General features: G+C 70.4%; 19 protein-coding genes. 12 read left to right on the top strand and 7 right to left on the bottom strand.

The window, feature by feature from the left end; translation table 11 throughout:
* Positions 1 to 31: 31 nt before the first annotated feature.
* Genes ABD292_RS21365 through narI form a run of 4 tightly spaced genes read left to right on the top strand, consistent with a single transcriptional unit; the run spans position 32 to position 6,556 of the window.
* Positions 32 to 3,697 (top strand): nitrate reductase subunit alpha, encoded by a 3,666-nt coding sequence (locus ABD292_RS21365; RefSeq protein WP_344209832.1) that lies wholly within the window; start codon positions 32 to 34, stop codon positions 3,695 to 3,697.
* Positions 3,697 to 5,247, top strand: a complete 1,551-nt coding sequence (gene narH, locus ABD292_RS21360) for a nitrate reductase subunit beta (protein WP_344209830.1) — start codon at positions 3,697 to 3,699, stop codon at positions 5,245 to 5,247. The genes ABD292_RS21365 and narH overlap by 1 nt, the downstream gene beginning before the upstream one ends.
* Positions 5,244 to 5,879: a nitrate reductase molybdenum cofactor assembly chaperone gene (gene narJ / locus ABD292_RS21355; RefSeq protein ID WP_344209828.1), complete on the top strand. Its 636-nt coding sequence runs from the start codon at positions 5,244 to 5,246 to the stop codon at positions 5,877 to 5,879. Before narH ends, narJ begins: the two co-directional genes overlap by 4 nt.
* Complete coding sequence (gene narI, locus ABD292_RS21350) at positions 5,876 to 6,556, top strand: respiratory nitrate reductase subunit gamma (RefSeq protein ID WP_344209826.1); 681 nt, start codon at positions 5,876 to 5,878, stop codon at positions 6,554 to 6,556. The genes narJ and narI overlap by 4 nt, the downstream gene beginning before the upstream one ends.
* On the opposite strand, the gene ABD292_RS21345 is transcribed toward narI, so the two are convergent.
* Entirely contained in the window at positions 6,529 to 7,131 is a 603-nt protein-coding gene (locus ABD292_RS21345; RefSeq protein ID WP_344209824.1) for a TetR/AcrR family transcriptional regulator, read from the bottom strand. The two genes, narI and ABD292_RS21345, sit on opposite strands and share 28 nt — an antisense overlap.
* Positions 7,132 to 7,254: 123 nt before the next feature.
* On the opposite strand from ABD292_RS21345, the gene ABD292_RS21340 reads away from it, so the two are divergent.
* From ABD292_RS21340 to ABD292_RS21325, 4 genes are all read left to right on the top strand, one after another.
* Positions 7,255 to 8,388: an FAD-dependent oxidoreductase gene (locus ABD292_RS21340; protein ID WP_344209822.1), complete on the top strand. Its 1,134-nt coding sequence runs from the start codon at positions 7,255 to 7,257 to the stop codon at positions 8,386 to 8,388.
* A gap of 9 nt (positions 8,389 to 8,397) precedes the next feature.
* On the top strand, positions 8,398 to 8,943 hold the full coding sequence (locus ABD292_RS21335; RefSeq protein WP_344209820.1) for a GNAT family N-acetyltransferase: 546 nt from the start codon (positions 8,398 to 8,400) through the stop codon (positions 8,941 to 8,943).
* 695 nt (positions 8,944 to 9,638) lie between these two features.
* Positions 9,639 to 9,875: a hypothetical protein gene (locus ABD292_RS21330; protein WP_344209818.1), complete on the top strand. Its 237-nt coding sequence runs from the start codon at positions 9,639 to 9,641 to the stop codon at positions 9,873 to 9,875.
* A 126-nt stretch (positions 9,876 to 10,001) separates the two neighbouring features.
* Positions 10,002 to 11,798: a hypothetical protein gene (locus ABD292_RS21325; RefSeq protein ID WP_344209816.1), complete on the top strand. Its 1,797-nt coding sequence runs from the start codon at positions 10,002 to 10,004 to the stop codon at positions 11,796 to 11,798.
* Between the two features lie 13 nt (positions 11,799 to 11,811).
* Here the strand turns inward: ABD292_RS21325 and ABD292_RS21320 are convergent, their stop codons facing one another.
* The 3 genes from ABD292_RS21320 to ABD292_RS21310 form a co-directional block, all read right to left on the bottom strand.
* Complete coding sequence (locus ABD292_RS21320) at positions 11,812 to 12,231, bottom strand: ArsI/CadI family heavy metal resistance metalloenzyme (protein ID WP_344209814.1); 420 nt, start codon at positions 12,229 to 12,231, stop codon at positions 11,812 to 11,814.
* A gap of 89 nt (positions 12,232 to 12,320) precedes the next feature.
* Positions 12,321 to 13,703 carry an amidohydrolase family protein gene (locus ABD292_RS21315; protein ID WP_344209812.1) on the bottom strand — a complete coding sequence of 461 codons (1,383 nt, stop codon included), beginning with the start codon at positions 13,701 to 13,703 and terminating at the stop codon, positions 12,321 to 12,323.
* A gap of 59 nt (positions 13,704 to 13,762) precedes the next feature.
* The gene (locus ABD292_RS21310; protein ID WP_344209810.1) at positions 13,763 to 14,512 is read right to left on the bottom strand and encodes an Atu4866 domain-containing protein; all 750 of its coding nucleotides are present in this window, start codon (positions 14,510 to 14,512) and stop codon (positions 13,763 to 13,765) included.
* Positions 14,513 to 14,673: 161 nt separating this feature from the next.
* Between ABD292_RS21310 and ABD292_RS21305 the strand changes: the two genes are divergently transcribed.
* Positions 14,674 to 14,973, top strand: coding sequence for an Atu4866 domain-containing protein (locus ABD292_RS21305; protein ID WP_344209808.1), 300 nt, complete (start codon positions 14,674 to 14,676; stop codon positions 14,971 to 14,973).
* Between the two features lie 15 nt (positions 14,974 to 14,988).
* On the opposite strand, the gene ABD292_RS21300 is transcribed toward ABD292_RS21305, so the two are convergent.
* Positions 14,989 to 15,858: a helix-turn-helix transcriptional regulator gene (locus tag ABD292_RS21300; RefSeq protein WP_344209806.1), complete on the bottom strand. Its 870-nt coding sequence runs from the start codon at positions 15,856 to 15,858 to the stop codon at positions 14,989 to 14,991.
* Positions 15,859 to 16,058: 200 nt separating this feature from the next.
* Between ABD292_RS21300 and ABD292_RS21295 the strand changes: the two genes are divergently transcribed.
* On the top strand, positions 16,059 to 16,796 hold the full coding sequence (locus ABD292_RS21295; RefSeq protein WP_344209804.1) for a VOC family protein: 738 nt from the start codon (positions 16,059 to 16,061) through the stop codon (positions 16,794 to 16,796).
* Positions 16,797 to 16,839: 43 nt separating this feature from the next.
* A complete protein-coding gene (locus tag ABD292_RS21290; protein ID WP_344209801.1) occupies positions 16,840 to 17,952 on the top strand; it encodes a winged helix DNA-binding domain-containing protein in 1,113 nt (370 codons plus the stop codon).
* A 62-nt stretch (positions 17,953 to 18,014) separates the two neighbouring features.
* On the opposite strand, the gene ABD292_RS21285 is transcribed toward ABD292_RS21290, so the two are convergent.
* Positions 18,015 to 19,727 carry a hypothetical protein gene (locus ABD292_RS21285; RefSeq protein ID WP_344209799.1) on the bottom strand — a complete coding sequence of 571 codons (1,713 nt, stop codon included), beginning with the start codon at positions 19,725 to 19,727 and terminating at the stop codon, positions 18,015 to 18,017.
* 5 nt (positions 19,728 to 19,732) lie between these two features.
* Positions 19,733 to 21,589 (bottom strand): hypothetical protein, encoded by a 1,857-nt coding sequence (locus ABD292_RS21280; RefSeq protein ID WP_344209797.1) that lies wholly within the window; start codon positions 21,587 to 21,589, stop codon positions 19,733 to 19,735.
* Between the two features lie 111 nt (positions 21,590 to 21,700).
* On the opposite strand from ABD292_RS21280, the gene ABD292_RS21275 reads away from it, so the two are divergent.
* Entirely contained in the window at positions 21,701 to 22,474 is a 774-nt protein-coding gene (locus ABD292_RS21275) for a response regulator transcription factor (protein WP_344209795.1), read from the top strand.
* The last annotated feature ends 445 nt before the right edge of the window (positions 22,475 to 22,919 follow it).

The raw sequence follows: 22,919 nt of genomic DNA, 5'->3' as shown, positions 1-22,919 counted from the left end.
GCCCTGTATCCCCTGTGGCGAGGAAGGTTCCATGACCGACATCGATGCGGTTCCCGGGATGGGGCCGTTGCTGGCCGCCCGTACGTTCTTCACCAGGTCGGAGGTGTCGGCCGACGGCCGCACCCTGCACCAGGTCGACCCGAGCGGCTGGGACCGCTTCTACCGGGACCGATGGGCGCATGACAAGGTGGTGCGCTCGACGCACGGCGTGAACTGCACGGGTTCGTGCTCGTGGCAGGTGTTCGTCAAGGACGGCCTCATCACGTGGGAGCACCAGGCGACCGACTATCCGTCGGTGGGGCCGGATTCCCCCGAGTACGAGCCGCGCGGCTGCCCCCGTGGCGCGTCGTTCTCCTGGTACACCTATTCGCCGTCGCGGGTGCGGTACCCGTACGTGCGCGGGGTGCTGCTGGAGGCGTGGCGGGAGGCCAGGTCCAGGCTGGGGGACCCGGTGCTGGCGTGGGCGGAGCTGACCGGCGACCCGGAGCGGTCGCGGGCGTACAAACGGGCCCGCGGCAAGGGCGGATTCGTCCGCGCGGAGTGGGACGAGGTCCTAGAGCTGATGGCGGCCGCGCACGTGCACACGGTCAAGGAGTACGGCCCCGACCGCGTGGTGGGGTTCTCGCCCATCCCGGCGATGTCGATGGCGTCGTTCGCGGCCGGGACGCGGTTCCTGTCGATGATCGGCGGCACACTGCTGTCGTTCTACGACTGGTACGCCGACCTGCCGATCGCCTCCCCGCAGGTGTGGGGCGACCAGACGGACGTGCCCGAGGCGGCCGACTGGTGGAACTCCCGCTACCTGATCATGTGGGGCTCCAACATCCCGGTCACCCGCACCCCGGACGCTCATTTCATGACCGAGGCCCGCTACCAGGGCACCAAGGTGGTGGCGGTCAGCCCCGACTACGCCGACAACGTCAAGTTCGCCGACGACTGGCTCGCGCCGCATCCGGGCACGGACGGCGCGCTCGCGATGGCGATGGGGCACGTGGTGCTGACGGAGTTCTTCCGCGAGCGGCAGGTGCCCTACTTCACCGACTACGTACGCAAATACACCGACCTGCCGTTCCTGGTGACGCTGGAGCCGCGCGGCGACGCCTACGTGCCGCGCCGCTTCCTGACCGCCGCCGACCTGCTCGACGACGGGGGCGACGAAGGCGAGAACCCTGCGTTCAAGACCGTCTTCCTGGACGAGGAGACGGGCGAGCCGCGCGTCCCGAACGGCTCGCTCGGCTTCCGCTGGGGCGAGGAGGGCGCGGGCCGCTGGAACCTCGACCTGGCCGGCGCCACCCCCGCCCTGACCCTGCTCGGCCGCGCCGGCCGCGCCGTCGAGGTCGACCTGCCGCGCTTCGACGAGGGCGCCACCGAGGGTGGCTCGGTCATGCGCCGCGGCGTGCCCGCGACCGAGGTGGGCGGCAAGCTCGTCACGACGGTGTTCGACCTGCTCATGGCCCAGTACGGCGTGCCGCGCGGCGACCTGCCCGGCCAGTGGCCGCAGGGCTACGAGGACGCGGCGCAGCCGTACACGCCGGCCTGGGCGGAGGAGATCACCTCGGTCCCCGCCGCGACGATCGCCAGGATCGGCCGGGAGTTCGCCCGCAACGCCGAGGTCACCGAGGGCCGGTCGATGATCGCGATGGGCGCGGGCACCAACCACTGGTTCCACTCCGACCAGATCTACCGCGCCTTCCTGACGCTGGTACTGCTGACCGGCTGCCAGGGCGTCAACGGCGGCGGCTGGGGCCACTACGTCGGCCAGGAGAAGGTCCGCCCGATCACCGGCTTCCAGCACCTGGCCTTCGCCTTCGACTGGCAGCGGCCGACCCGGCACATGGCGGGGACGGCGTTCTGGTACCTCGCCACCGACCAGTGGCGCTACGAGCAGATCCAGGCCGACGAGCTGTCCAGCCCGCTCGGGGACGGCCTGTTCGCGGGACGCTCGTTCGCCGACTGCAACGCCCAGGCGGCCCGGCTGGGCTGGCTGCCGTCGCACCCGACGTTCAACAGGAACCCGCTCACGCTCGCCGACGAGGCCGCCGCCAAGGGCGTCGGCGTGGCCGAGCACGTGGTGGACGAGCTCAGGTCGGGCCGGCTGCGGTTCGCCGCCGAGGACCCGGGCGACCCGGCGAACTTCCCACGGGTGCTCACGGTCTGGCGGGCCAACCTGCTGGGCTCGTCCGGCAAGGGCAACGAGTACTTCCTGCGGCACCTGCTCGGCGCCGACGCCGAGACCCGCAACCGGGAAGGCGTCCACCCCACGGAGGTGCGCTGGCGGGAGGAGGCCACCGAGGGCAAGCTCGACCTGCTGACCACGATCGACTTCCGCATGACGTCCACGGCGCTGTTCGCCGACGTCGTGCTGCCGGCCGCCACCTGGTACGAGAAGCACGACCTGTCCTCGACCGACATGCACCCGTTCGTCCACGCGTTCAACCCGGCCATCGCCCCGCCGTGGCAGACCCGCGCCGACTACGACGTCTTCCTCTGCCTCGCCGACGCCTTCTCCGAGCTGGCCGCCCGCCACCTCGGGAGGCGGACCGACGTCCTCGCCGTCCCGCTCGCCCACGACACGCCGGACGAGCTGGCGCAGCCCGGCGGCCGCGTACGCGACTGGAAGCACGGCGAGTGCGAGCCCATCCCCGGGAAGACCATGCCGAAGATCGTCACGATCGAGCGCGACTACGCCGCCGTCGGCGCGCGGATGCGCGGCATCGGGCCGCTCTTCGCCGAGCTGGGCCTGACCACCAAGGGCGTCACCTACCGGGTCGGGCCCGAGCTGGACGACCTGCGCGCCAGGAACGGCACCACCCCCGAGGGCCGCGTCTCCCTGGCCACGGCCGACCGCATGTGCGAGGCCATCCTCGCGCTGTCCGGCACCACCAACGGCCGCCTGTCCACGCAGGGCTTCGAGACGCTGGAGCGGCGCACCGGCACCCGGCTCGCCGACCTGGCCGCCGAGCACGAGGGCAAGCGGATCACGTTCGCCGACACCCGGTCCAGGCCGCAGCCCGTCATCACCTCGCCCGAATGGTCCGGGTCGGAGACCGGCGGACGCCGCTACTCCGCCTTCGTCATCAACGTCGAACGCGACAAACCCTGGCACACGCTGACCGGCCGCCAGCAGTTCTTCCTCGACCACGACTGGATGATCGAGCTGGGGGAGCAGCTGCCCGCCTACCGGCCGCCGCTCAACATGCGCCGCCACTACGGCGAGCAGGGCGACGGCCAGGACGGGGCCGAGGTCACCGTGCGCTACCTGACGCCGCACTCGAAGTGGTCCATCCACTCGGAGTACCAGGACAACGCCTACATGCTGGCGCTGTCGCGCGGCGGGCCGACGATCTGGATGAGCGTCGAGGACGCCGCCAGGATCGGCGTGGCCGACAACGACTGGATCGAGGCGTACAACCGCAACGGCGTGGTCGTGGCACGGGCCGTCGTCTCGCACCGCATGCCCGCCGGGACCGTGTACATGTACCACGCCAAGGACCGCAACGTGAACGTCCCCCTGACCGAGAGGTCGGGCCGGCGCGGCGGCGTGCACAACTCCCTCACCCGGCTGCTGCTCAAGCCCAGCCACCTCATCGGCGGGTACGCGCAGTTCACCTACGCCTTCAACTACTACGGGCCCACCGGCAACCAGCGTGACGAGATCACGGTGATCCGCCGCCGGGGCCAGGAGGTGACGTACTGATGCGCGTCATGGCACAGGTCGCGATGGTCATGAACCTGGACAAGTGCATCGGCTGCCACACCTGCTCGGTCACCTGCAAGCAGACCTGGACCAATCGGGACGGCGTCGAGTACGTCTGGTTCAACAACGTCGAGACCAAGCCCGGCGTCGGCTACCCCAAGCGCTACGAGGACCAGGAACGCTGGCACGGCGGCTGGCAGCTCGACGGGCGCGGCCGGCTCAAGCTGCGCGCGGGCGGCCGGGTCAAGCGCCTGCTCAACCTGTTCTCCAACCCCGACCTGCCCGCCCTGGACGACTACTACGAGCCGGCCACCTACGACTACGACACCCTCATCAACGCCCCCGCCGGCCCGCACACCCCGGTCATCCGCCCGAAGTCCGCCATCACCGGCCGGGACATGGCCATCACCTGGGGCGCGAACTGGGAGGACGACCTCGGCGGCGCCCCCGAGCACGCCACGGCCGACCCCAACCTCGCGGCCATGGCGGAGAAGGTGGCGATGGAGTTCGACAAGACCTTCATGTTCCACCTGCCGCGCATCTGCGAGCACTGTCTCAACCCGGCCTGCGTCGCCGCCTGCCCGTCCGGCGCCATGTACAAGCGCGAGGAGGACGGCATCGTCCTCGTGGACCAGGAGCGGTGTCGTGGCTGGCGCATGTGCGTCTCGTCCTGCCCGTACAAGAAGGTGTACGTCAACCACAGGACCGGCAAGGCCGAGAAGTGCACCTTCTGCTTCCCCCGCATCGAGGCCGGCCAGCCGACCGTGTGCGCCGAGACCTGCGTCGGCCGGCTGCGCTACCTCGGCCTCATCCTGTACGACGCCGACGCCGTGCTCGACGCCGCCCGCGTCGCCGACCCCCGCGACCTGCTGGAGGCGCAGCGCCGGGTCTTCCTCGACCCCGAGGATCCCGCCGTGGCCGCCGCCGCCCGCGCCGGTGGCATCAGCGAGGACTGGATCGAGGCCGCGCGGCGCTCGCCGATCTACCGGCTGGCCATGCGGTACCGGGTCGCGCTGCCGCTGCACCCGGAGTACCGGACGCTGCCGATGGTCTGGTACATCCCGCCGCTCTCGCCCGTGCTCGACGCCGTCACCGGTGTGGGCGCGGACGCCGACGACCCCGACAACGTCTTCCACGCGATCACCGACCTGCGCATCCCGCTGGAGTACCTGGCGAGCCTGTTCTCGGCGGGCGACACCGAGGTGGTGGCCGGGGTGCTGATGAAGCTGTCGGCGATGCGGGCGTACATGCGGGCCCGCACCATCGACGGCACCGTCGCCACGGACCTGCTGGAGTCGGCCGGGATGACGGCCGCCGACATGGAGGACATGTACCGGCTGCTCGCCATCGCCAAGTACGACGAGCGCTACGTCGTGCCGGCCGCCCACCGCGAGGACGCCGCCGCCCTGTCCGCGCAGGCCGGCGGGTGCAGCCTCGACGGCGACGGCGGGCCCGGCATGAGCGACTTCCACCCGGCCGGCGTCACCGGCCGGCGCGGCGACGGCCGCCTGGGCCTGAAGCTCTTCGTCGGCAAGGGAGGCCCGGCATGAACCACGTCCCCCGGCAGCGCGCGTCCCTGCTCCGGCTGGTCTCCCTCCTGCTCCAGTACCCCGACCCCGCCCTGCTCGCCGCCCGCGACGAGCTGGCCGAGGCGGTACGCGCCCTGCCGGAATCGAGGGCCCGCACGTCGCTGACCGCCTTCGTGGCCTGGTTCGGCGACCAGCCGCCGATGGAACTGGCCCGCCACTACGTCCAGACCTTCGACCTGCGCCGCAGGTCGAGTCTCTACCTCACCTACTACCTGCACGGCGACACCCGCCGCCGCGGCATGGCCCTGCTCACGCTCAAGCAGCGTTACCGGGTCGCCGGGCTCACCCCGCCGGAGGGGGAGCTGCCCGACTTCCTGCCGGTCGTCTGCGAGTTCGCCGCCCTGGCCGGCCCGGCCACCGGCGAGGCCCCGCTCCGGCAGCACCGCAAGGGCCTGGAGCTCATCCGTACCGCGCTGCACGAGGGCGGCTCGCCGTACGCGCTCGTCCTCGACGCGCTCTGCGGCGAGCTGCCGGAGCTGTCCGCGGCCGAGCAGTCCGCCGTGGCCGACCTCGCCCTGGTGGGGCCGCCCGCCGAGGAGGTCGGGCTGGCGCCGTACGGCCCGCCGCTCACCGAACTGGAGGTCAGACCGTGAACGTCGCGCTCTGGGTCGTCGTCCCCTACGTCGCGCTGACGGTGTTCGTCGTCGGGCACGTCTGGCGCTGGCGGGTCGACCAGTTCGGCTGGACGACGCGCACCACGCAGGTGCTGGAGAGCCGGCTGCTGCGGCTCGGCTCGCCGCTGTTCCACCTCGGCGCGTTCGCCGCGATCGGCGGGCACGTGCTCGGCCTGCTCGTCCCCAAGTCGTGGACCGCGGCCGTCGGGATCGACGAGCACCTCTACCACCTCGTGTCGGTGGTCGCCGGCACCGTGGCCGGGCTCATGGTGGTCGCGGGCCTGGCGCTGCTGCTGGCCCGCCGCTTCACCAGCCCGCGGGTGCGCCGGACGACCACCCGCGCCGACAAGGTGCTGTTCGCCGTCCTCGCCGTGGTGATCCTGCTCGGCATGAGCGCGACCATCGGCGCGAACCTGCTCGGCGGCGGCTACGACTACCGCGCCACGATCGCCGTCTGGTTCCGCGGCGTCCTCACCCTCCGCCCCGACCCCTCCCTGATGGCCGGCGTGCCGCCGGTCTTCCAGCTGCACGCCCTGTCGGCCTGGCTGCTCGCCGCGATCTGGCCGTTCACCAGGCTCGTCCACGTCTGGTCGGCGCCGATCGCGTACCTGTGGCGGCCGTACGTCGTCTACCGCCGGCGCGTGCCGCTGAGCTGACGGCTCCAGCCGTGCTCCAGGAGGTCGAAGGCCCGGACGATGGCCTCGCGGGGATTCTCGTGGGTGTAGGCCGCCCGGGGGGCTTCGAGGGCGAAGTGGGCCAGGGCGCCGCAAACTGGGTCGTCCGTGGCGAGGCCGCTCTCCTCCGCGATGACCCGGGCGAGCGCGGCGGCGTGGCGTAGCCACATGTTCTGGGCGTAGTCCCGCAGCGCGGGCGTCCTGGCCACCAGGTCGGCGAAGGCGGCGAAACGGGCGTCGCCGCCTTCCCCGGCGGCCACCCGGGTGGTCAGGGCGTGCTCGCGCAACGCGGCCGGGATGGACTGGCCCTCGGGCCGCTCGCGTACGGCGGCGAGCAGCCGCGCCTCCTGGCCGGAGTCCTCGTCGAAGACGAGGGCTTCCTTCACCGGGAAGTGCTTGAACAGCGTGGTGGTGGACACGTCGGCGGCGTCCGCGATCTCGCGGATGCCGACCTCGTCGTATCCGCGCTCCAGGAACAGGTGCAGCGCGGCGTCGGCGATGGCCTGCCGGGTGGCGGCCTTCTTGCGCTCGCGGCGCCCCATCGTCGGGTGAGACATGCCCGCACCCTACCAACTCGGTTGAACGACTTCAAAAGTGGATCGGTTGCACTTATTGAGTTGATGTGTTTTTCTTTGGAGCGGCCGCGGCACCGCCACCTTCGGAACGAACGGAGCACCACCATGAACACCACTCGGGCACCCCGCATCGCCATCATCGGAGCCGGCCCCGGCGGCCTGACCTGCGCCCGCATCCTCCAGCGGCACGGCATCGCCGCCACCGTCCACGACCGCGACGCCGGCCCCGCCGCCCGCGACCAGGGCGGCACCCTCGACCTGCACGCCGACAACGGCCAGATCGCCCTGCGCGAAGCCGGCCTCCTCGACGAGTTCTTCCGGCTGTCCCGGCCGGAGGGCCAGGAGATGCGCCAGTTGGACCCGGCCGGCACGATGCTCTTCCACCACGTCCCCGACCGGGACGAACGGTTCAAACCGGAGATCGACCGCGGCCTGCTGCGCGACCTGCTGCTCGACTCGCTGCAGCCCGGCACCGTGCGCTGGGGCCACACCCTGCGGGCCGTCACCGGCCCCGCCGAAGGACCCCGGCAATTGCACTTCACCGACGGCACCACCGTCGAAGCCGACCTCGTCATCGGCGCCGACGGCGCCTGGTCCACGGTCCGCCGCGCCGTCTCCCCGGCCACCCCCCGCTACACCGGGGTGAGCTTCCTGGAAGCCTGGTTTCACGACGTCGAGACCCGGCACCCCGACGTCGCCGAACTCGTCGGCCAGGGCGGAGCCGCCGCGGCCGACGGCGAACGCGGCCTGTTCGCCCAGCGCAACGGCGGCGACCACATCCGCGTCTACATCATCCAGCGCGTCCCGGCCGACTGGATCACCGCCGGCGGCCTCACCCCCGAGGCCACCGACGGCATCCGCGCCCTCCTCCTGGAGCGCTACCGCGACTGGTCGCCCCGCCTGCGCAGGCTGATCGCCGACAACGACGGCGCGTACGTCGACCGCCCCATCTTCGCCCTGCCCGTCCCGCACGTCTGGGAGCACAACCCGACGGTGACCCTGCTCGGCGACGCCGCCCACCTCATGCCCCCGCTCGGCGTCGGCGTCAACCTCGCCCTGCTGGACGCCTGCGAACTGGCCCTCGCCCTCGCCCGCCACGACACCGTCGACGAGGCGATCCACGCCTACGAGCAGACCATGCTGCCCCGCTCCACGGAAACGGCCCGGCTCCTCGACGGCGCCGCCGAAGGGCTGCTGTCCACCGAGCTGCCCGACTTCGCCACCGCCGCACTGGGCTAGGTTGCTCGGGTGGGCGTCTACGAGGATCTGCCGGCGGAACTGGTGACCGAGCGGCTGCGGCTGCGGCGGTGGGTGCCGTCGGACGCCGAGGACTACCGCGGGTTGTGGCTTGAGCGGGATCCACGAGTACCGCCGACACGGCGGATCGACGCCGAGGGCCGCCCGACGGTCGAGGACATTCGCGGCTGGCTCTCCGACAATCCCCTGCTGGCGGATCCGGGGCTCGGGTTGCTGCCTGTCGACCTGCGAGCCACCGGTGAGTTCATCGGCTATTGCGGCTTGACCGCCGGCCAGGGGTCCTTCGACGAACCTGAGATCGCGTACGAGCTGGCACAACGAGCTCACGGCCATGGTTACGCGACGGAAGCCGCCCGCGCGGTCATGGAAGCCGCGACTCGAACAGGACGCCGACGACTCTGGGCGACCGTGCGGGAATGGAACGCACCCTCGTTCCGCGTCCTCGAGAAGCTCGGATTCCGCCGAAGCGGCCGCATCACCGAGGACGCCGAACATGGCGACACGATCTGGATGACGCGCGTACTCGACCCGAGGTAGAGGCGTGAGCACCTCCGTCCCCTGTACGCCAAAATGCACCTTTCGTGAAAATGGGGCATGTGGTGCATCGAGGATAAATACTGGCGAATCTCTGTCTTGTAACGCTTTTGTAGATTGATGAGGGGATTGGCGGATTCCGTGGTGACGCGTGTGGGTATTCCGTGCAAGCCGCACAGGTATGGCGGCAAACGGAATGGATTATCGCAATCCCATACATATACGGAAACAGAATGCCACAAAGCAAAATGCGACTCCGTCGTGGTCGCCTGGGCGGGGCGCTGTTCGCCGCAGCGTCCCTGGCTCTCGCTTTCCCGCTGTTCAGCGGGAACATGTCTGCCTACGCGGTGGACTCACCAGGGACGGGCAACGCCGCTTCGACCCGCCCTGCAGATCCCCGGCCCGACTCCGTCACGCAGTCCCAGTCACTCCCTGGCGGGTGTCTTTCCCAGGGGTGCCACTCGTGCTGCACCCGCAGTCGTTGCATGAAGTGCCCCGGCGGGCCGGCAGGGCCTACCGGCCCTCGTGGGGCGACGGGGCCGACGGGGCCGAGAGGGCCTGCCGGCCTCCCAGGGGCGACCGGGCCGACGGGGCCGGGCGGACCTGCCGGAGCGCCAGGGCCGTCCCAGTCCCTGGACAGCGCGCAGTCCAACAACAAGTACTTCACGCTGTACGTCTCGACCAGCGGCAGCCTCCTGGTGCGGGACTCCAGCAAGAACCCGCCCTGGCAGAACCTGACGTCGCTCGTTCCGACGGGTCAGAGGGTCGTGGCCGCCACGATCGTGGACCAGGGGACTCCGCCGAGCAACGACGTGCACATCTCCATCCTCACCGCCACGGGGAACATCTACCAGACGGCCTGCGTGGTCACGGGCACCTATACCTGGCCCGGCAACTGCACCGCCTTCGCCAACAACACGCCGCCGAACAACTGAACCGGCGCGCGAACAGGCAAACGGATGCCGCGCTCGGCACTCGCGAGCGCGGCATCCGCGTGGAGGTCTTCGCGCGTCGCGGCGAGCGGGACTGCCCAGAGAACCGATCTGTCGTTAAGGATCACCGTGGCCTCAACCACCGCCGTCACCCCGGCGCGCTCCCTCGTCCCCGATGACAGGGGACGGTTCACCCGCCTGCGGCTGTGGCCGGCCGCGCTCCTGCTCGGCTGGCTGGCCCATGTCGTGCTCCGCGTCCTGCTCGGCATCCAGCACGCCGTCCCGCTGCTGATTCCCGACGAGTCCGGATACCTCCTGGCAGCGCGGCTCCTGTCCGGGGGAGCCGGCAGCGACATGTCGGGGCGGACCTTCTACCAGGGTGGATATCCGCTGCTCATCGCGCCCGCGTACTGGTTCAGCGACGACCCCCAGATCGTCTACCGCCTGGCGATCGGCATCAACGCGCTCGTCGGGGCAGGGCTCCTGCTGCTCGCCTACGTCGCGTTCCGCCGCATGGACCTGCCGCGCGGCAAGGCGTACCTCCTCGCCCACGCGACCGCGCTCCTTCCCTCGGCGGTGTACTACTCGCAGTTCGTGCTCACGGACGCCGTTCTGCCGGTGCTCGTCCTCGGCTGGCTGCTTCTCCTGCACCGATGGTTGGCGGGTGGCGGGAGACTCCACGGACTGGCGGCCGGCGCGTTGATCGCCTTCGGCTTCGGCACGCACAGCCGGGGGATCATCCTCCTGCTGGTCCATCTGGGCCTGCTCGCCGTCGTCGCCGTACGGCGCCTTCGGCCCGCGCGCGGTGACGTGCCGGCGATGGCCGCCGTCACGGTGGCGGGCGCGGGCGCGGGGTGGCTGCTCAACGCCTGGCTGCAGCGGCGGATCTATCCGGGCGGCGTCGCCCCTCTCGGAGAATGGCTGTCCGACCGGCTCACCAGTTGGGACGGCCTGGCCTGGACCCTGTCGGTGGCGACCGGCCAGCTCTGGCACGTGAGCGTCGCCACGTTCGGGGTGACCGCTGTCGGCCTGCTGGCGTTGACCGCCGTCGCACTGCGTCGCGCCGCCCGGCCGCAGGATCGCCTGCTCGCGGCCGCGACGGTGGCGGCCGTCGCAGGCGTGGCCCTCGCCACGTCGGCGGCCCTGCCGAGCGAGGACTCCGTCGCCAACCTCGCCTACGGCAGATATCTCGCGTGCCTCGCGCCGGCGCTCTTCATCGTGGGACTGGTCGTACTGACCCACGTCAGGAAGGAGGTCGCGGCCCGGGCGGGACTCGCGGCGGCCGGGTTGACCCTCGTGGCGGGAGCGGTCGTCCACCTGCACGCGGGCGAGCGGCTGTACCGGGACTTCTTCGGCGTGTTCGACTTCGTCGAGATCTCCTTCATCACCGCGAACTGGGACTCGTTGAGCCTCGATCGGGCCACCCTGACCACGGTGGCCGTCATCGGCCTCGCGGTCCTGGCGGCCGGCCGGGCGCGCCGGAGACCGTGGCTGATCGTCCTCGCCGTGAGCTGTGTCGCGGCCGAGTTGGCGATCGCGGGCGTGACCGTCGCGAAGGTGTCCGCGCCCTGGGGACGCATCCTGGCGTTCGCCACCGATCTGCGGCCCGCGGGGCTGCGTCCGGACGATCGGGTAGGGGTGTACTACCCGGGCCTGCACTGGCGGATCTGGGTGTCGCAGGCGTTCCAGGTGCCGACCAAGCTCGTCCCGATGGACCTGTACCGCGCCGATTGGCTGGACCCACGGGTGACGCTGGTCGTGGTCCCCTGGACGGCGGGCACGGACATCGAGCGGACCTGGCCCGCCGCGCCTCCCGGTTGGCGGCCGGTGACCAGCAACGTCAACGACGCGGGGAACTGGGTGGCGTGGCGGCACGTTGCGAAGGCCGGGCCCGCGGCGGTGACCGGGCCGCCGGCCCGGCCCTGAGGCGTCCGGTCCGCTATGCGGTGGCCGGGTCGCAGCACGCCGAGCCGGTCTCCTTGGTCAGGGTGTCGGCGTCGCCCTTGACCACGTACACCTCCCATGGCTCCGCTCCCGGGCCGTGGACCCAGACCTTGTCCTGGAGCGCGTAACAGCAGGAGGTGTCGTTCTCCTCGAAGGTGGCGAGACCGGCGTCCTTGAGCCGCTGGGTGGCGGCGTTGACCAGGGCGGAGTCCTCGACCTCCACGCCGAGGTGATCCAGGCGGGTCGCCTCCCCCTCCTCTCCCTCGATGAGCACCAGCTTGAGCGGCGGCTCGGCGATGGCGAAGTTGGCGTAGCCGGGGCGACGCTTGGCCGGCTCGGTGCCGAACAGCTTGGAGTAGAAGGCGATCGAGCCTTCCAGGTCGGCGACGCGCAGGGCGAGCTGGACGCGAGACATGACGATCTCCGCTCTCATGGTTTCGACGGATGTCTAATCAGCCCCGAGTGTGCGCCACTACTTAGGTACATGTCAAATTAGAGAAACGTCTAAGCAAGGGCTGAGGTGTTGAGCACGTACTCGCGCGAGGCGTGGACTTCGCGGCGCAGGGCGGGCAGGTCCACGTCGAGGACGTGGCCGTTCCACTTGCGGGGCTCGCCGTCGACGAGGACGGCGCTGATGTTGCGGGCGTCGGAGCCCAGCACGACGGTGCCGATCGGGTCATTGAGCGGCATGTTGTTGAGGTCCTCGGCCTGGATGACCAGCAAATCGGCCTTCTTGCCCGGGGTGAGCGAGCCGGTGACGGCGGCCAGGCCGTTCGTACGGGCGCCCTGGAGAGTGGCGAAGTCCAGGACGTCGCGGGTGGTGATGCGGCGGGGCTCCCGGCCGGTGCCGTAGGCGGCGTTGACGGCGCGCATCCGCTGGATGGCGTGCAGGGCCCGCATCTGCGTGAACATGTCGCTGGCCAGGGCGACCTCGACGTCGATGCTCAGCCCGGGGCGGATGCCGACCGACAGGGCCTCGTCGACGGCGGGGATCGCGGTCTCCAGGCCGATCTGGGCGTCGGAGGTGGGGGCGAGCGCCACGGTGGCCCCGGTCTCGCCCATCGCCTTCCACGCCTCGGGGGTCAGTCCGGTGGCGTGGATGAGGGTGACGTCCGGGCCGAGGATGCCGTCCTCGGCCCAGCGCAGAACCGCCTCGGAGGAGGACGTGCCGAAGACGGCGTCCACGCTCACTCCGATGCCCAGGTCCCGCGCGACGCGGGCGAGTTCGCGACCGTAGGCGAGCGCGGGTCCGGCGATCTCGTCGGTGGCGAGCGCCGCCAGGCGCAGGGTCAGCAACTGGTCGTCGCCGCTGAAGTACTGGTCCTTGATGCGTGCCAGATCACCCGGCCACTGCCGGTCCCAGTCGCCGAAGTGCGGCCCCATGGAGGCGTGTACGCCGCGGATGCCGGTGTCGCGCAGGGCCTCGATGGCGGCGTCCGAGTGCTCCCGGGAGCGGGAGTTGTGGGAGAAGTCGAGCATGGTCGTGATGCCGCTGTCGATCGCGGTCAGCGCGGCCAGTCTCGTGCCGACGTACATGTCCTCCGGCCGGTAGACCGGGGCGTAACCGGCCAGCGTGGACATGACGTAGCCGCCGAGGTCGTCGACGTCCGGCATGATCCGGCGTAGCTGAGCCTCCCAGGCGTGCTGGTGGGTGTCGACGAAGCCGGGGCTGAGGACGGCGCCGGTGGCGTCGACGATCACGGCGTCGTCGGCGCTGAGGTGGGGACCGACGGCGGCGATGGTGTCGCCCTCGACGAGGAGGTCGCCCTGGTCGATGACGCCGAGGTCGGGGTCCATCGTGACGATGGTCGCGCCGGTGAACAGGATGCGCCGCTCGCTCGCGGGGCGGCGCAGGAGTTGTTCGAGGACGGTGGCGTTGACGTTCATGAAATGTCCTTGTTTCTGCGTACGTGGGGGAGAGTGCGGTGTTGGGTTGCCGGCGCGGGTCAGCTCAGCGTCATGACGTAGCCCGCGTGGTGCAGCTCGTCGCCCCTGAACTCCCCGTAGGCCCAGAAACCGAGGTCGTCCAGGTAGTCGATGCGGTCGCCGTCGATCCAGAACCGGCCCTGGTAGGCATGCGGCCGGCCGCCCCGGGTCTCGTCGTAGCGGCCGTCGGCGGCGAGCTCCTGGTGCAGGAAGCCCTTGCGGTCGACCCAGACGCCGACCCGCGGGCTGTCGGCCAGGTCCGGCGCGGCCGGGATGCCCGTTTCGGGGGCGGTGGCCCGGCCGGGGGCGTCGGCGCCGGCCCACAGGACGGGCCGACCGGCCGCGACCAGCGCGCGGACCTGCTCCGGCCGGGACCCGAGGACGGCGATCGCGCTCGGCACATCGGGGGCGAGCGCGTCGGGCACCACCAGGAGATCGGCGGTGTTGCCCGGGGTCAGCGTCGCGACGTACTCCGAACGGCTGCCGCGTCCGCCGGCCAGCGCGACGGCGTCCACGACGGCCGGGACGACGGTCATGCCCGTGCAGTCGACGACGATGGCGTTGTCGTCCTCCGCCGCGGTGACGATGCCGGGGCCGACCCCCACGATCAGGGAACCGACGAACAGGATGTCGGCGCCGGTCATGGTCCCGATCAGCGGGTCCAATGTCATGATCCGGGCGTTGGTGAACAGGACGGGACGGCCGCCGTCGTTCGCGACGATCTCGTGGAGGGCCTTCGGGTTCCAGCTCGCCGTGCCGGTGATGGTCATGGTGCTCCTCACGGGGCTCATAGGTGTGTGACCATCAGGTTCGTCGTGCCGCGGCGTCGTTACCAGGCCGCCGCTTCCCTAGGTGCGCCGCACCCAGGAAGCCCGTACCTGGGGACACGGCGGCCTGGCCGCCGGCCGGCCGCCGGGCCGACCATGGAGCCATGACCAGCGACGACACGCTCCGCGATCCCCACCCGTACGTCGGAATGTGGGTGACCGCGGACGGCTACATCCGCCAGGAACTGCTGCCGGACGGCCGTTACGACGAGGCCCGAGGGAATCGGCAGAGCGCCTATACCGGCCGCTACACCGTCACCGGCGACCACATCGACTACGTCGACGACACCGGCTTCACCGCCACCGGGGACGTCCGCGACGGCGTTCTCTTCCACGAGCACCTCGTGCTGTACCGCGAGGGCGACCCACGCGTGCGGCCGGGAGGCGTCGGGCCACGCGGCTGACGACGCCAGGGCAGCTCAGTCCCAGGACGGGTGGCTCGCCGCCTGCATCACCTGTACGGTCTCCCCTCGGCCGGCGCGCGCCCGGAGCTCCGCGAAGGCGGCCGCGGTGGCGCTCGCCGGCTCGGCCTGGTAGACGACCAACTGCTGATGCGGGGCGTCGTTGACGGTGAACGCCGAGAACTCGATCTCCAGAGCGCCGACCTCGGGATGCGCGAGGTGCTTCGCCTGCTGGGTCTTGCCCTTCACCTCGTGCCGCGCCCACAGCTCGGCGAACTCGGGGCTCTTCGCGCCGAGCGTGCCGACCACCTCGGCGATACGGGGCGAATCGGGGTCGTGCCCGTAGGCCGCCCGCAGTTCGGCCGTACACGAGCTCGCGGCCTTGTCCCAGTCCCGGTAGAAGGCGTGCCCGGCCGGGTCCAGGAAGACCATGCGGGCCAGGTTGTCGAACCTCTGGAACCCGCTGTGCAGGGCCGCGGCGAGCGCGTTGTGCGCCAGGATGTCGAGAGCCGGCCCCAGGATGAAGGCGGGATTGTCGGGCCAGCCGTCGATCAGCCGCCGAAGCTGGGGGCTGATCCGGTCGTGACCGGCGGGGATGCCGCGACGCTCCTGACGCGCCCCGGCGAGCCTGCGCAGGTGGTCGTGCGCCTCGCCGCCGAGGTGGAGCGCGGCGGCGATCGCGTCGATCACCTGGGGCGACGGGCTGGTCTCCCGGCCCTGTTCGAGGCGCATGTAGTAGTCGGAGCTCACGCCCGCGAGCATGGCGACCTCCTCGCGGCGCAGCCCCGGCACCCGCCTGCGCCCGTACTCCGGCAGGCCCACGTCCTGCGGTTTGAGGGCTTCGCGTCGCGCTCTGAGGAAGTCACCCAAGGGAGTGCTGCCGCTCATGACCCCAACCTAATGGGGGTGATGCCTGCGCCGGTAACAGTGCTGGTGTTGCAAGCGTTGTTGGGCGCTTCCGATCCCTTGGCCGCGTTCTCCTGCGCCGTCTGCGCTTGAGGGCCGCTTGCGGGCTTGGTTGGAACGATCCATAGGCGAGTCTCTCCAAAGGGTGCAAACATCGCCGGGCGACCCGGAAGGAGAACGACGTGAGCGAACCCGAGGTTCGGCCGAACGAGACGACGGTGCCGCTGATGCCGTGCGCGTCAGTGGAGGAGACCCTGGCGTTCTATGAGGCGCTGGGGTTCGAGGCGACCTACAAACAGAGCAAGCCCTACGTGTATCTGGCGCTGCAGTGGAGCGGATTCCAGCTGCACTTCGGCCCGGCGCCCAAGGGCCTGGATCCGGCGCGGGAGGAGTCGGGCAGCTGCCTGGTCATGGTCGACGCCGTGGCGCCGTACCACGCGGCGTTCGTCGCCGCGATGCGCCGGGTCTACGGGAAGGTGCTCGCCTCCGGCGTTCCGAGGATCACGCGTTACCGGCCCGGCGCGTCCCGGTTCACCCTGGTCGATCCGTCCGGGAACTCGATCCTCTTCATCCAGCGTGACGAGCCCGCCGAGTTGGAGTACGGCGGCTCGAAGAAGCTGACCGGCCTGGCCAAGGCGCTCGACAACGCCCGGATCCTGCGCGAGTTCAAGAACGACGACCTGCAGGCCTTCCGCGCGCTCAAGTCCGCGATGCGCAGACATCACGCGAACGCCTCGGCGGTCGAGCGGGCCATCGCCCTGTGCCACCTCATCGACTTGGCCACCGTTCTCGGCGAGCCCACCGATCCCTGGCTCGCTGATCTGCGCGGTCTGGAGCTCACCGTCGCCGACAGGCAGCGCGTCGAGTCGGAACTCGGGCATCTCGCCGGACTTCAGGAGTGGCTTCCCCAGGTCGGTTGATCACCTCGGCGGGATTGTCGGCGGTGAAGGATACGGTTGCCCGGTGGAACTCACCCCCCGACAGGTGCTCGGTTTGCGGATGTCCAGCCTGCTGCTCCGGCCGTCGCCCGGCGGCGCCGGCCGAGCGACGGGCGTGGCCGAGGTGGTGACCTGGCTCGGGGCGATGCAGGCGCAAGACCTGGCCAGCGGTCTGTGGTCGTTCGGGGTGCGGCTGCCCGGACACACCGCTGCCGATGTCACCGCCGCGCTGGAGCGGCGTGAGGCGCTGCGCACCTGGCCGATGCGCGGCACCATCCATTTCGTCCCGCCCCGCGACGCCCGCTGGATGGTCGAACTGATGGGCGTCCGGGTCCTGAGCGGCGCGGCGAGGCGGCGCGAACAGCTCGGCCTCTCGGAGGAGACCGCCGTTCAGGCCATGGAGGTGCTGGGCGCGGCCCTGACCGGCGGCGGGCGGCTGACCCGGTCGGAGTGCCTGGCCGTGCTGGCCGACAAGGGCATCGACACCGGCGGCCAGCGCGGCTACCACCTGCTGTGGTACGCCAGCCAGCGCGGCCTGCTCTGCATCGCCCCCAACATCGGCAACGAGCAGAGCTTCGTGCTGCTCGACGAGTGGGTTCCCGACCCGCGCCGGCCGGAGCGCGACGAGGCACTGGGCACCATCGCCCTGCGTTACTTCCGCGGTCGCGGACCGGCCACCCGGCAGGACTTCGCGGGCTGGACCGGCCTGACCGCGGCCGACGCCAGACGCGGCATCGCCGTGGCGGGCGACGCGCTGGCCCGGGTGACCGTGGACGGGGTGGAGACGTACCTCGACGCCGCGCTCCTCGACGCGGCCCCGCTCCCGGCCGGCGACGACGAGGTCCTCGTGCTGCCGGGGTTCGACGAATACCTGCTGGGCTACAAGGACCGCTCGCTCATGGTCGCCGACGAGCACAAGGCGGCCATCATCCCGGGTGGCAACGGGATCTTCCAGTCCACCGTCGTGCGCGCCGGCCGGGTCGTGGCCACCTGGAAACGCACCCTCACGAAGAGCGCGGTACGGATCGCCGTGCAGCCGCTCACACCACTCCACGGAGGCGACCGGGCGGAGGTCGAGCGGGCGTTCGAGCCGTACGCGCAGTTCGTGGAACGCACCCCGGAGGTGCGCTGGCCGTGACCCGTCGCCCGCTTGGGCAGTCGGCCCGGCCACACCTTCCGAGCGATCCTGATTCCAGCCGGCTACTGGGGGAGTTGCCGGTAGGACATGGGCGTCGTCCCCAGGAAACCGTCCGGGTCGAGCAGGAGTTCGACAGTGGCACCGTCTAGAGTTCGTCCGCGCACTCTGACGCGGCCCCCATCGGTCCGGGCCTGTTCGAAGACCGCCTTGGTCTTGCTGATCTGCTTGCTCAGCCGGCTGCTCTTCTTGAACGCGGAGACCTCTGCTCCACGGGCGGGATAGGAGTTCTTGAGCGATTCCACGGTCTTCAACTCGTAGTCGCCGAACTTCCTGTCTGGGCGTAACTCCAGGATGTCCAGTGTCCGTCCCGGCTGGTTCACGTCAACGGACGCGTTGATGCGTCGGGTGGGTATCTCCCCTGTAGGGGTCACGACCGACACCAGCTCGACCTGCGTGAGGTAGCCGCGCTCGGGATAGACGGCCTGCAGGTCCAACGCGGTGAGCTCCTCGTAGGAGTTGTAGATGGCCTTGGCCAGAGGCAGACGCCGGCTTGGGTCCCGTCGCCGCTCGATCGGCAGGCTCTCAAGGGCGCGTGCCGCTTCGGCCTGCTGCGTCTTCAGAAGCCCTTCACGCAGCCGCCGCTTCACCCGGACCTCGGCGGGGTCGAGAAGGGGCACCTGCGCATGTATCGGATGGGTCCGGAGCGTACTGGTCAGCGGATCGGCATGGGCCGCCGAGCGGGGAGAGAACTCGTACGAGCCTTCTGATCTGGGCGGCGGGGGCGAGGTTCCGAGCGCCGGTGACCGGCCGGTCCTGCGATGCCTGAGGAAACTCCGGCCCGTGCTCACCGCGTCCGTCGCCGTGGTCACGGTGTCGGCTACGGCGAGGCCCGCACGCGCCGCGCCGCGCCCCGCCTCGCGGGCCAGCTCCACCGCCCGGTCCCGATCGCCCGTACGAGCAGCCTCCAGGGCGCGGCCCGCGGTCTCGTTGGCTTCCCACGCGTTGTTCAGCACGCGGGTCATCGGGTTCAGCACGGAGTTGACGGCCTCCCAGAACGCCTCTCCCTGCGCCATGTGCTCACGGATCGCGTTGACAAGGTCCGACGCGGACCGAAGGGCGAAAGAGCTCGGGTCGATCATGGCTTGGCCCATGGCCGCCCCCGCTCCCACCAGGGTGGACAGCGTCTCCTGCAGCACACCCTGCAGGTACGCCACGCCCAGGTCGCCGGGCTTGGTCTGGGCGATCGCCTCGCCGATCTGCCGGTTGAGGTGCTCGGCGCCCTCTCCCAGCAGGTCGACCAGCGGGTTGCTCCCGATGATGGTGTACGGCTCCCCCAGGAGGACCCGCCGCGCTCGATCGAGCGCGGCATTGGGCGGCTCGGGGTCAGGGGACAGCCGGATTTGTCGTTCGAGGCTCACCAGATCACGTGCCAGCTCGTTCAACAACGTCACCCGGCGGTCGTCGGGCGGCAGAGGAGGAGGTGACGGGGATTCCTCCGCCTGCCGCGCCTCGCCGGGGTCGATCGCCGGGCCGGTCGCGCCGGCGTCGTCCCCCACCCGATCGGCCTCGGCCACGACCTCGTCGTAGGGGGAGGCCGTGGCCGACGGGCGAGCGCCGCCAGAGCTGCGACGGGAGGTGACCGGCGCGGGCGCGGTGCCCGTGTAGCCGGATGCCGTGGTGCCATGCACCACGCCGGTGTATCCCTCGGCTGTGCTGTAGCCGGCGTAGTAGTCGGAGTGGACGACTCCGGTGTAGCCCGCCTCGTCGGCCGCCATGTCGGTCAGCCCTTGCCGTTCCCGGCCGCGGCGACTGGCACGACCTCGATGTCGGGCTTGTCCCCGAGGATCTTGTCGAACGCGTCGACCCGCTCCGCCTCCGGACGCTGACTGACCAGGTCGAGGGCCTCGGTGGTGCGGCGCGTCTCCGCTCGGCGCCACTCGATGTCGGCCTCGCGCGAGCGCAGGTCGAGGGATTGCAGCGCGGAGGCGTAGGTGTCCAGGGCGTCGGCCTGGCCGAGCAGCGCCTCCGCGACGATGTTGTCGGTTCGCAGCACGATGGTGTCCCGCGCGGTGACGACGCCGCTGACCTTGTGCGCCTGGCCCTCCTGGCCGATCGGTTCGGGCTTGATGCGCCAGCTGTAGCGCTCGTCCAGAGGCGAGCCTTCCAGTTTCAGCTTTCCCTCGCCGTCGGGTTCGGCGAAAGTGTCCCACTCATAGACGCCGCCCTTCCTGATGCCCATCTGCAGCATCCTCTGCGAAGTGCCCGTATGGTCGACACAATCGATGGCCATTCCCAGGATCAGCCGGGCGACCTCGTCCCGCTTCTCCGGAGCCACATACCGCGTGAGCAGCCGGCGGAGCGCGGCCAGCGGCACGATCTCGGTGGACCCGGGGTTGCCGTTGAAGAACGCGACCTGCACGTTCTTCAGGCTGGTGACGGTCTCGTACGTCTGGTTGAGCTCGCGGAAGACGAAGTTCAGCACGCGCCGGAGGTTGGTGTTCGCGATCTCGCGGACCATCGTCTGCGAGGAGCCTTCCTCGCTCTGCGCCTTCGAGTTGGACTGTACGGCCTGGTTCCTGCTGGTGTTGACCTGGGCGGCGTGCTCCTGACTGCTGTTGCGCACGCTGGTCGAGAACTCCTGCCGCGCCTCCTGGTGGTTCGCGGAGAAGGCCCCCTCCACGGACGCGGACGCGCTCACCAAGCCGATGCTCCCCGACGCGGAGGCTTTGGTGCCCACCGAGACCGCCCAACCGCCCTGGTCCTGGAAAGCCGATCCAGACTGCGCCATGAGGGATGAGGTGAAGCGTGTCTGCGCGGCCGTGTCGGAGGAATCGAAGATCGAGGACGCGTCCTCACGGGCGACGGAGTCGGTCCGCCACGTCTGGACGGTGATCGTGGTCCGCTCGCCCGGCAGCAGCGTGAAGGTCTGAAGCGTGCGGCCGAGCCCGTAGTCGCCGAGGAACATCGACAGTTGCCAGGTTTCCACGAGGGCGATGCGGGGCCGGCCGGCCTGGGTGACGTCGTAATCGACCGTCCGTGCGCTCAGGCCGATGCCCGCGGTGGGGATCTGGATCGTGGTGTCGGGGGCGCCCGCGTTGATCGTCCGCTCCTGCCGCTTGATCAGGCCGTCGATGTACGTCTCACGGAGCTGACGCTGAAGGTCGACGCCGTCGCGCTGGAGGAGCGCCGGCATTGCGGTACGCGCTTTCTGCTCGCCCGCGATCACCTGCTGACCCCCGGCCGGAGGCGCGGGGTCGAGCTTGTCGGCCACCTCCACTGCCATCCGGAGAGACGGCCGCGCCGCCGTGGGCAGCAGGCGGTCGTACAGGACACGGAGACGAGCGGCGTCGATCCGGCGGATCCGGCCCTCCTCCTCCACCACGCCGAGGGAGGACAGGGAGGTGCCCGCCGACCTCCCCGGCTCAAGGAAGAAGTCCTGAGGGATGTCCAGCGGCACGATCCGCTGGAACGAGTAGGAGCCGGGCAGCGGCACGTCGTACTTGATCGATGCGGCTCTGTCCCCGTGGTCTCCGAAGTGCGCGATACTCTCGGCGATAATAGGGTCTTCCGGTACAGGCATTGTCGTCTCGTCTTTTCCGTTCGCGGTGGAGGCGATATCGTCGCCTACCTGCGTCAATAACCGACGCCGGCGTTCACAGACGTTATTGCGTTGCTGGTGGCTCCTCCATGGGGAAGACTCCCCATTGACAAGGGGGCATACCACCGTTTGTGAGAGGTGGGATAAGGGGTGACCGAGGGTCCCGTTCCGCCGTCGTCCGTCGGCGACCAACATCACCTGCTGTTATTCGTGGCGGCCGTGCTCCGGGGCGCCGGTGCGGACTTTCCCGGAAACGAGCTCAGCGCGCTGCTGCGCGATCTCATGGACGCCGATTTCGCCGGTGCGGGGGAAGTGGATTTCCGGGGCACGGCGAGCCGCCGCTGGGCGGACGCTCCAGGCCCTGTTCTTCTTGGCGCTACTGGATTTCACGACCTGGTCACCGCCCATCCGCTGACCGCGGTCTATCGTCGTTCTCCGAGGGAAACGCCGGTGCGCCTCAGTGATCTGATGAACCCGCGCAAGAAAGGGCCTTTTCCCGGTTCGGGAAAGTCCGACGTCCTCATTGTTCCGCTGGCTGCGGGCGCGTGGGGAGTCAAGGTGCTGACGCTCATGCGCCGCGACTTCGACCCCCGGCAGCTCCGCTTGGCCAGGCAGCTTCAACCGGTCCTGGCCCAGATCCACGGGCTGACGTGGCGGCTGCGCTCCCTTCCCGAGAAGGCCCGTGCGGGCGAGGCTCCCTTCGGCGACGAGGGGATCGCTCTCACAGCCGGGGAACTGCGAGTGCTCGACCTGATGGCTGACGGACTGATCGCCGCCGCGATCGCCCGGCGGCTTGGGGTGTCGCCGAGGACGGTCAGCAAGCACATCGAGAGCATCTACCGGAAGTTCGGCTCTCACGACAGGACCAGTGCGGTCCTGCGCGGCTTCGCCCTCGGGCTGCTTCCCGCCTCCCAGCCCCGCTGATATCGCCTGCACGCCCTGGCGGCAGGAGAGATTGAGGACGAAGGGTGATGAAAGCCCGGTGGAGGCTTGTTGGTCGACGGGCTGGAGGGTGGCCGCAGGCGGCGCCGAGGCGGGTGACTGCCTCAGCGCGGACAAGGAGCGCGTGAGTTGTGATCAGTCCGAGGCGGCGTACGAGGTTGCGGGGCGGCTCGACGGCATCCAGAACTGCAGCGAACTGACGCTGTGCCCGGTCTCCTCGGTCTTCTTGGTTCCGGCTCCGTGTCCTCCAGTGGCGCGAACCGGTTGTCGACCGGTGACGCCGGAATGGTGATCACGACCGGCCATGGCGGTCCGCGTGCTGGGGGCGGGGCTGGGGGTGTTTCATGGGAGCGGCCTGGTCCGCCGGGATCTCAGTCGGCGGAACGTGATCCTCGCTGACGACGGGGCACGCGTCATCGGCGCTCCC

Source organism: Nonomuraea bangladeshensis, assembly GCF_039529455.1.
Classification (GTDB): domain Bacteria; phylum Actinomycetota; class Actinomycetes; order Streptosporangiales; family Streptosporangiaceae; genus Nonomuraea; species Nonomuraea bangladeshensis.
The sequence above is the reverse complement of the archived record's forward strand: the minus strand, read 5'-3'. Positions and strand labels throughout refer to the sequence as shown.

Excerpts from the sequence above, each read along its gene's own strand:
- ABD292_RS21315 (WP_344209812.1), bottom strand. The coding sequence starts at position 13,703 with ATGAACGTCAACGCCACCGTCCTCGAACAACTCCTGCGCCGCCCCGCG.
- ABD292_RS21365 (WP_344209832.1), top strand. The coding sequence starts at position 32 with ATGACCGACATCGATGCGGTTCCCGGGATGGGGCCGTTGCTGGCCGCC.
- ABD292_RS21305 (WP_344209808.1), top strand. The coding sequence starts at position 14,674 with ATGACCAGCGACGACACGCTCCGCGATCCCCACCCGTACGTCGGAATG.
- ABD292_RS21285 (WP_344209799.1), bottom strand. The coding sequence starts at position 19,727 with ATGGCGGCCGACGAGGCGGGCTACACCGGAGTCGTCCACTCCGACTAC.
- narH (WP_344209830.1), top strand. The coding sequence starts at position 3,697 with ATGCGCGTCATGGCACAGGTCGCGATGGTCATGAACCTGGACAAGTGC.
- ABD292_RS21300 (WP_344209806.1), bottom strand. The coding sequence starts at position 15,858 with ATGAGCGGCAGCACTCCCTTGGGTGACTTCCTCAGAGCGCGACGCGAA.
- ABD292_RS21345 (WP_344209824.1), bottom strand. The coding sequence starts at position 7,131 with ATGTCTCACCCGACGATGGGGCGCCGCGAGCGCAAGAAGGCCGCCACC.
- ABD292_RS21310 (WP_344209810.1), bottom strand. The coding sequence starts at position 14,512 with ATGACCATCACCGGCACGGCGAGCTGGAACCCGAAGGCCCTCCACGAG.
- ABD292_RS21320 (WP_344209814.1), bottom strand. The coding sequence starts at position 12,231 with ATGTCTCGCGTCCAGCTCGCCCTGCGCGTCGCCGACCTGGAAGGCTCG.
- ABD292_RS21340 (WP_344209822.1), top strand. The coding sequence starts at position 7,255 with ATGAACACCACTCGGGCACCCCGCATCGCCATCATCGGAGCCGGCCCC.
- narJ (WP_344209828.1), top strand. The coding sequence starts at position 5,244 with ATGAACCACGTCCCCCGGCAGCGCGCGTCCCTGCTCCGGCTGGTCTCC.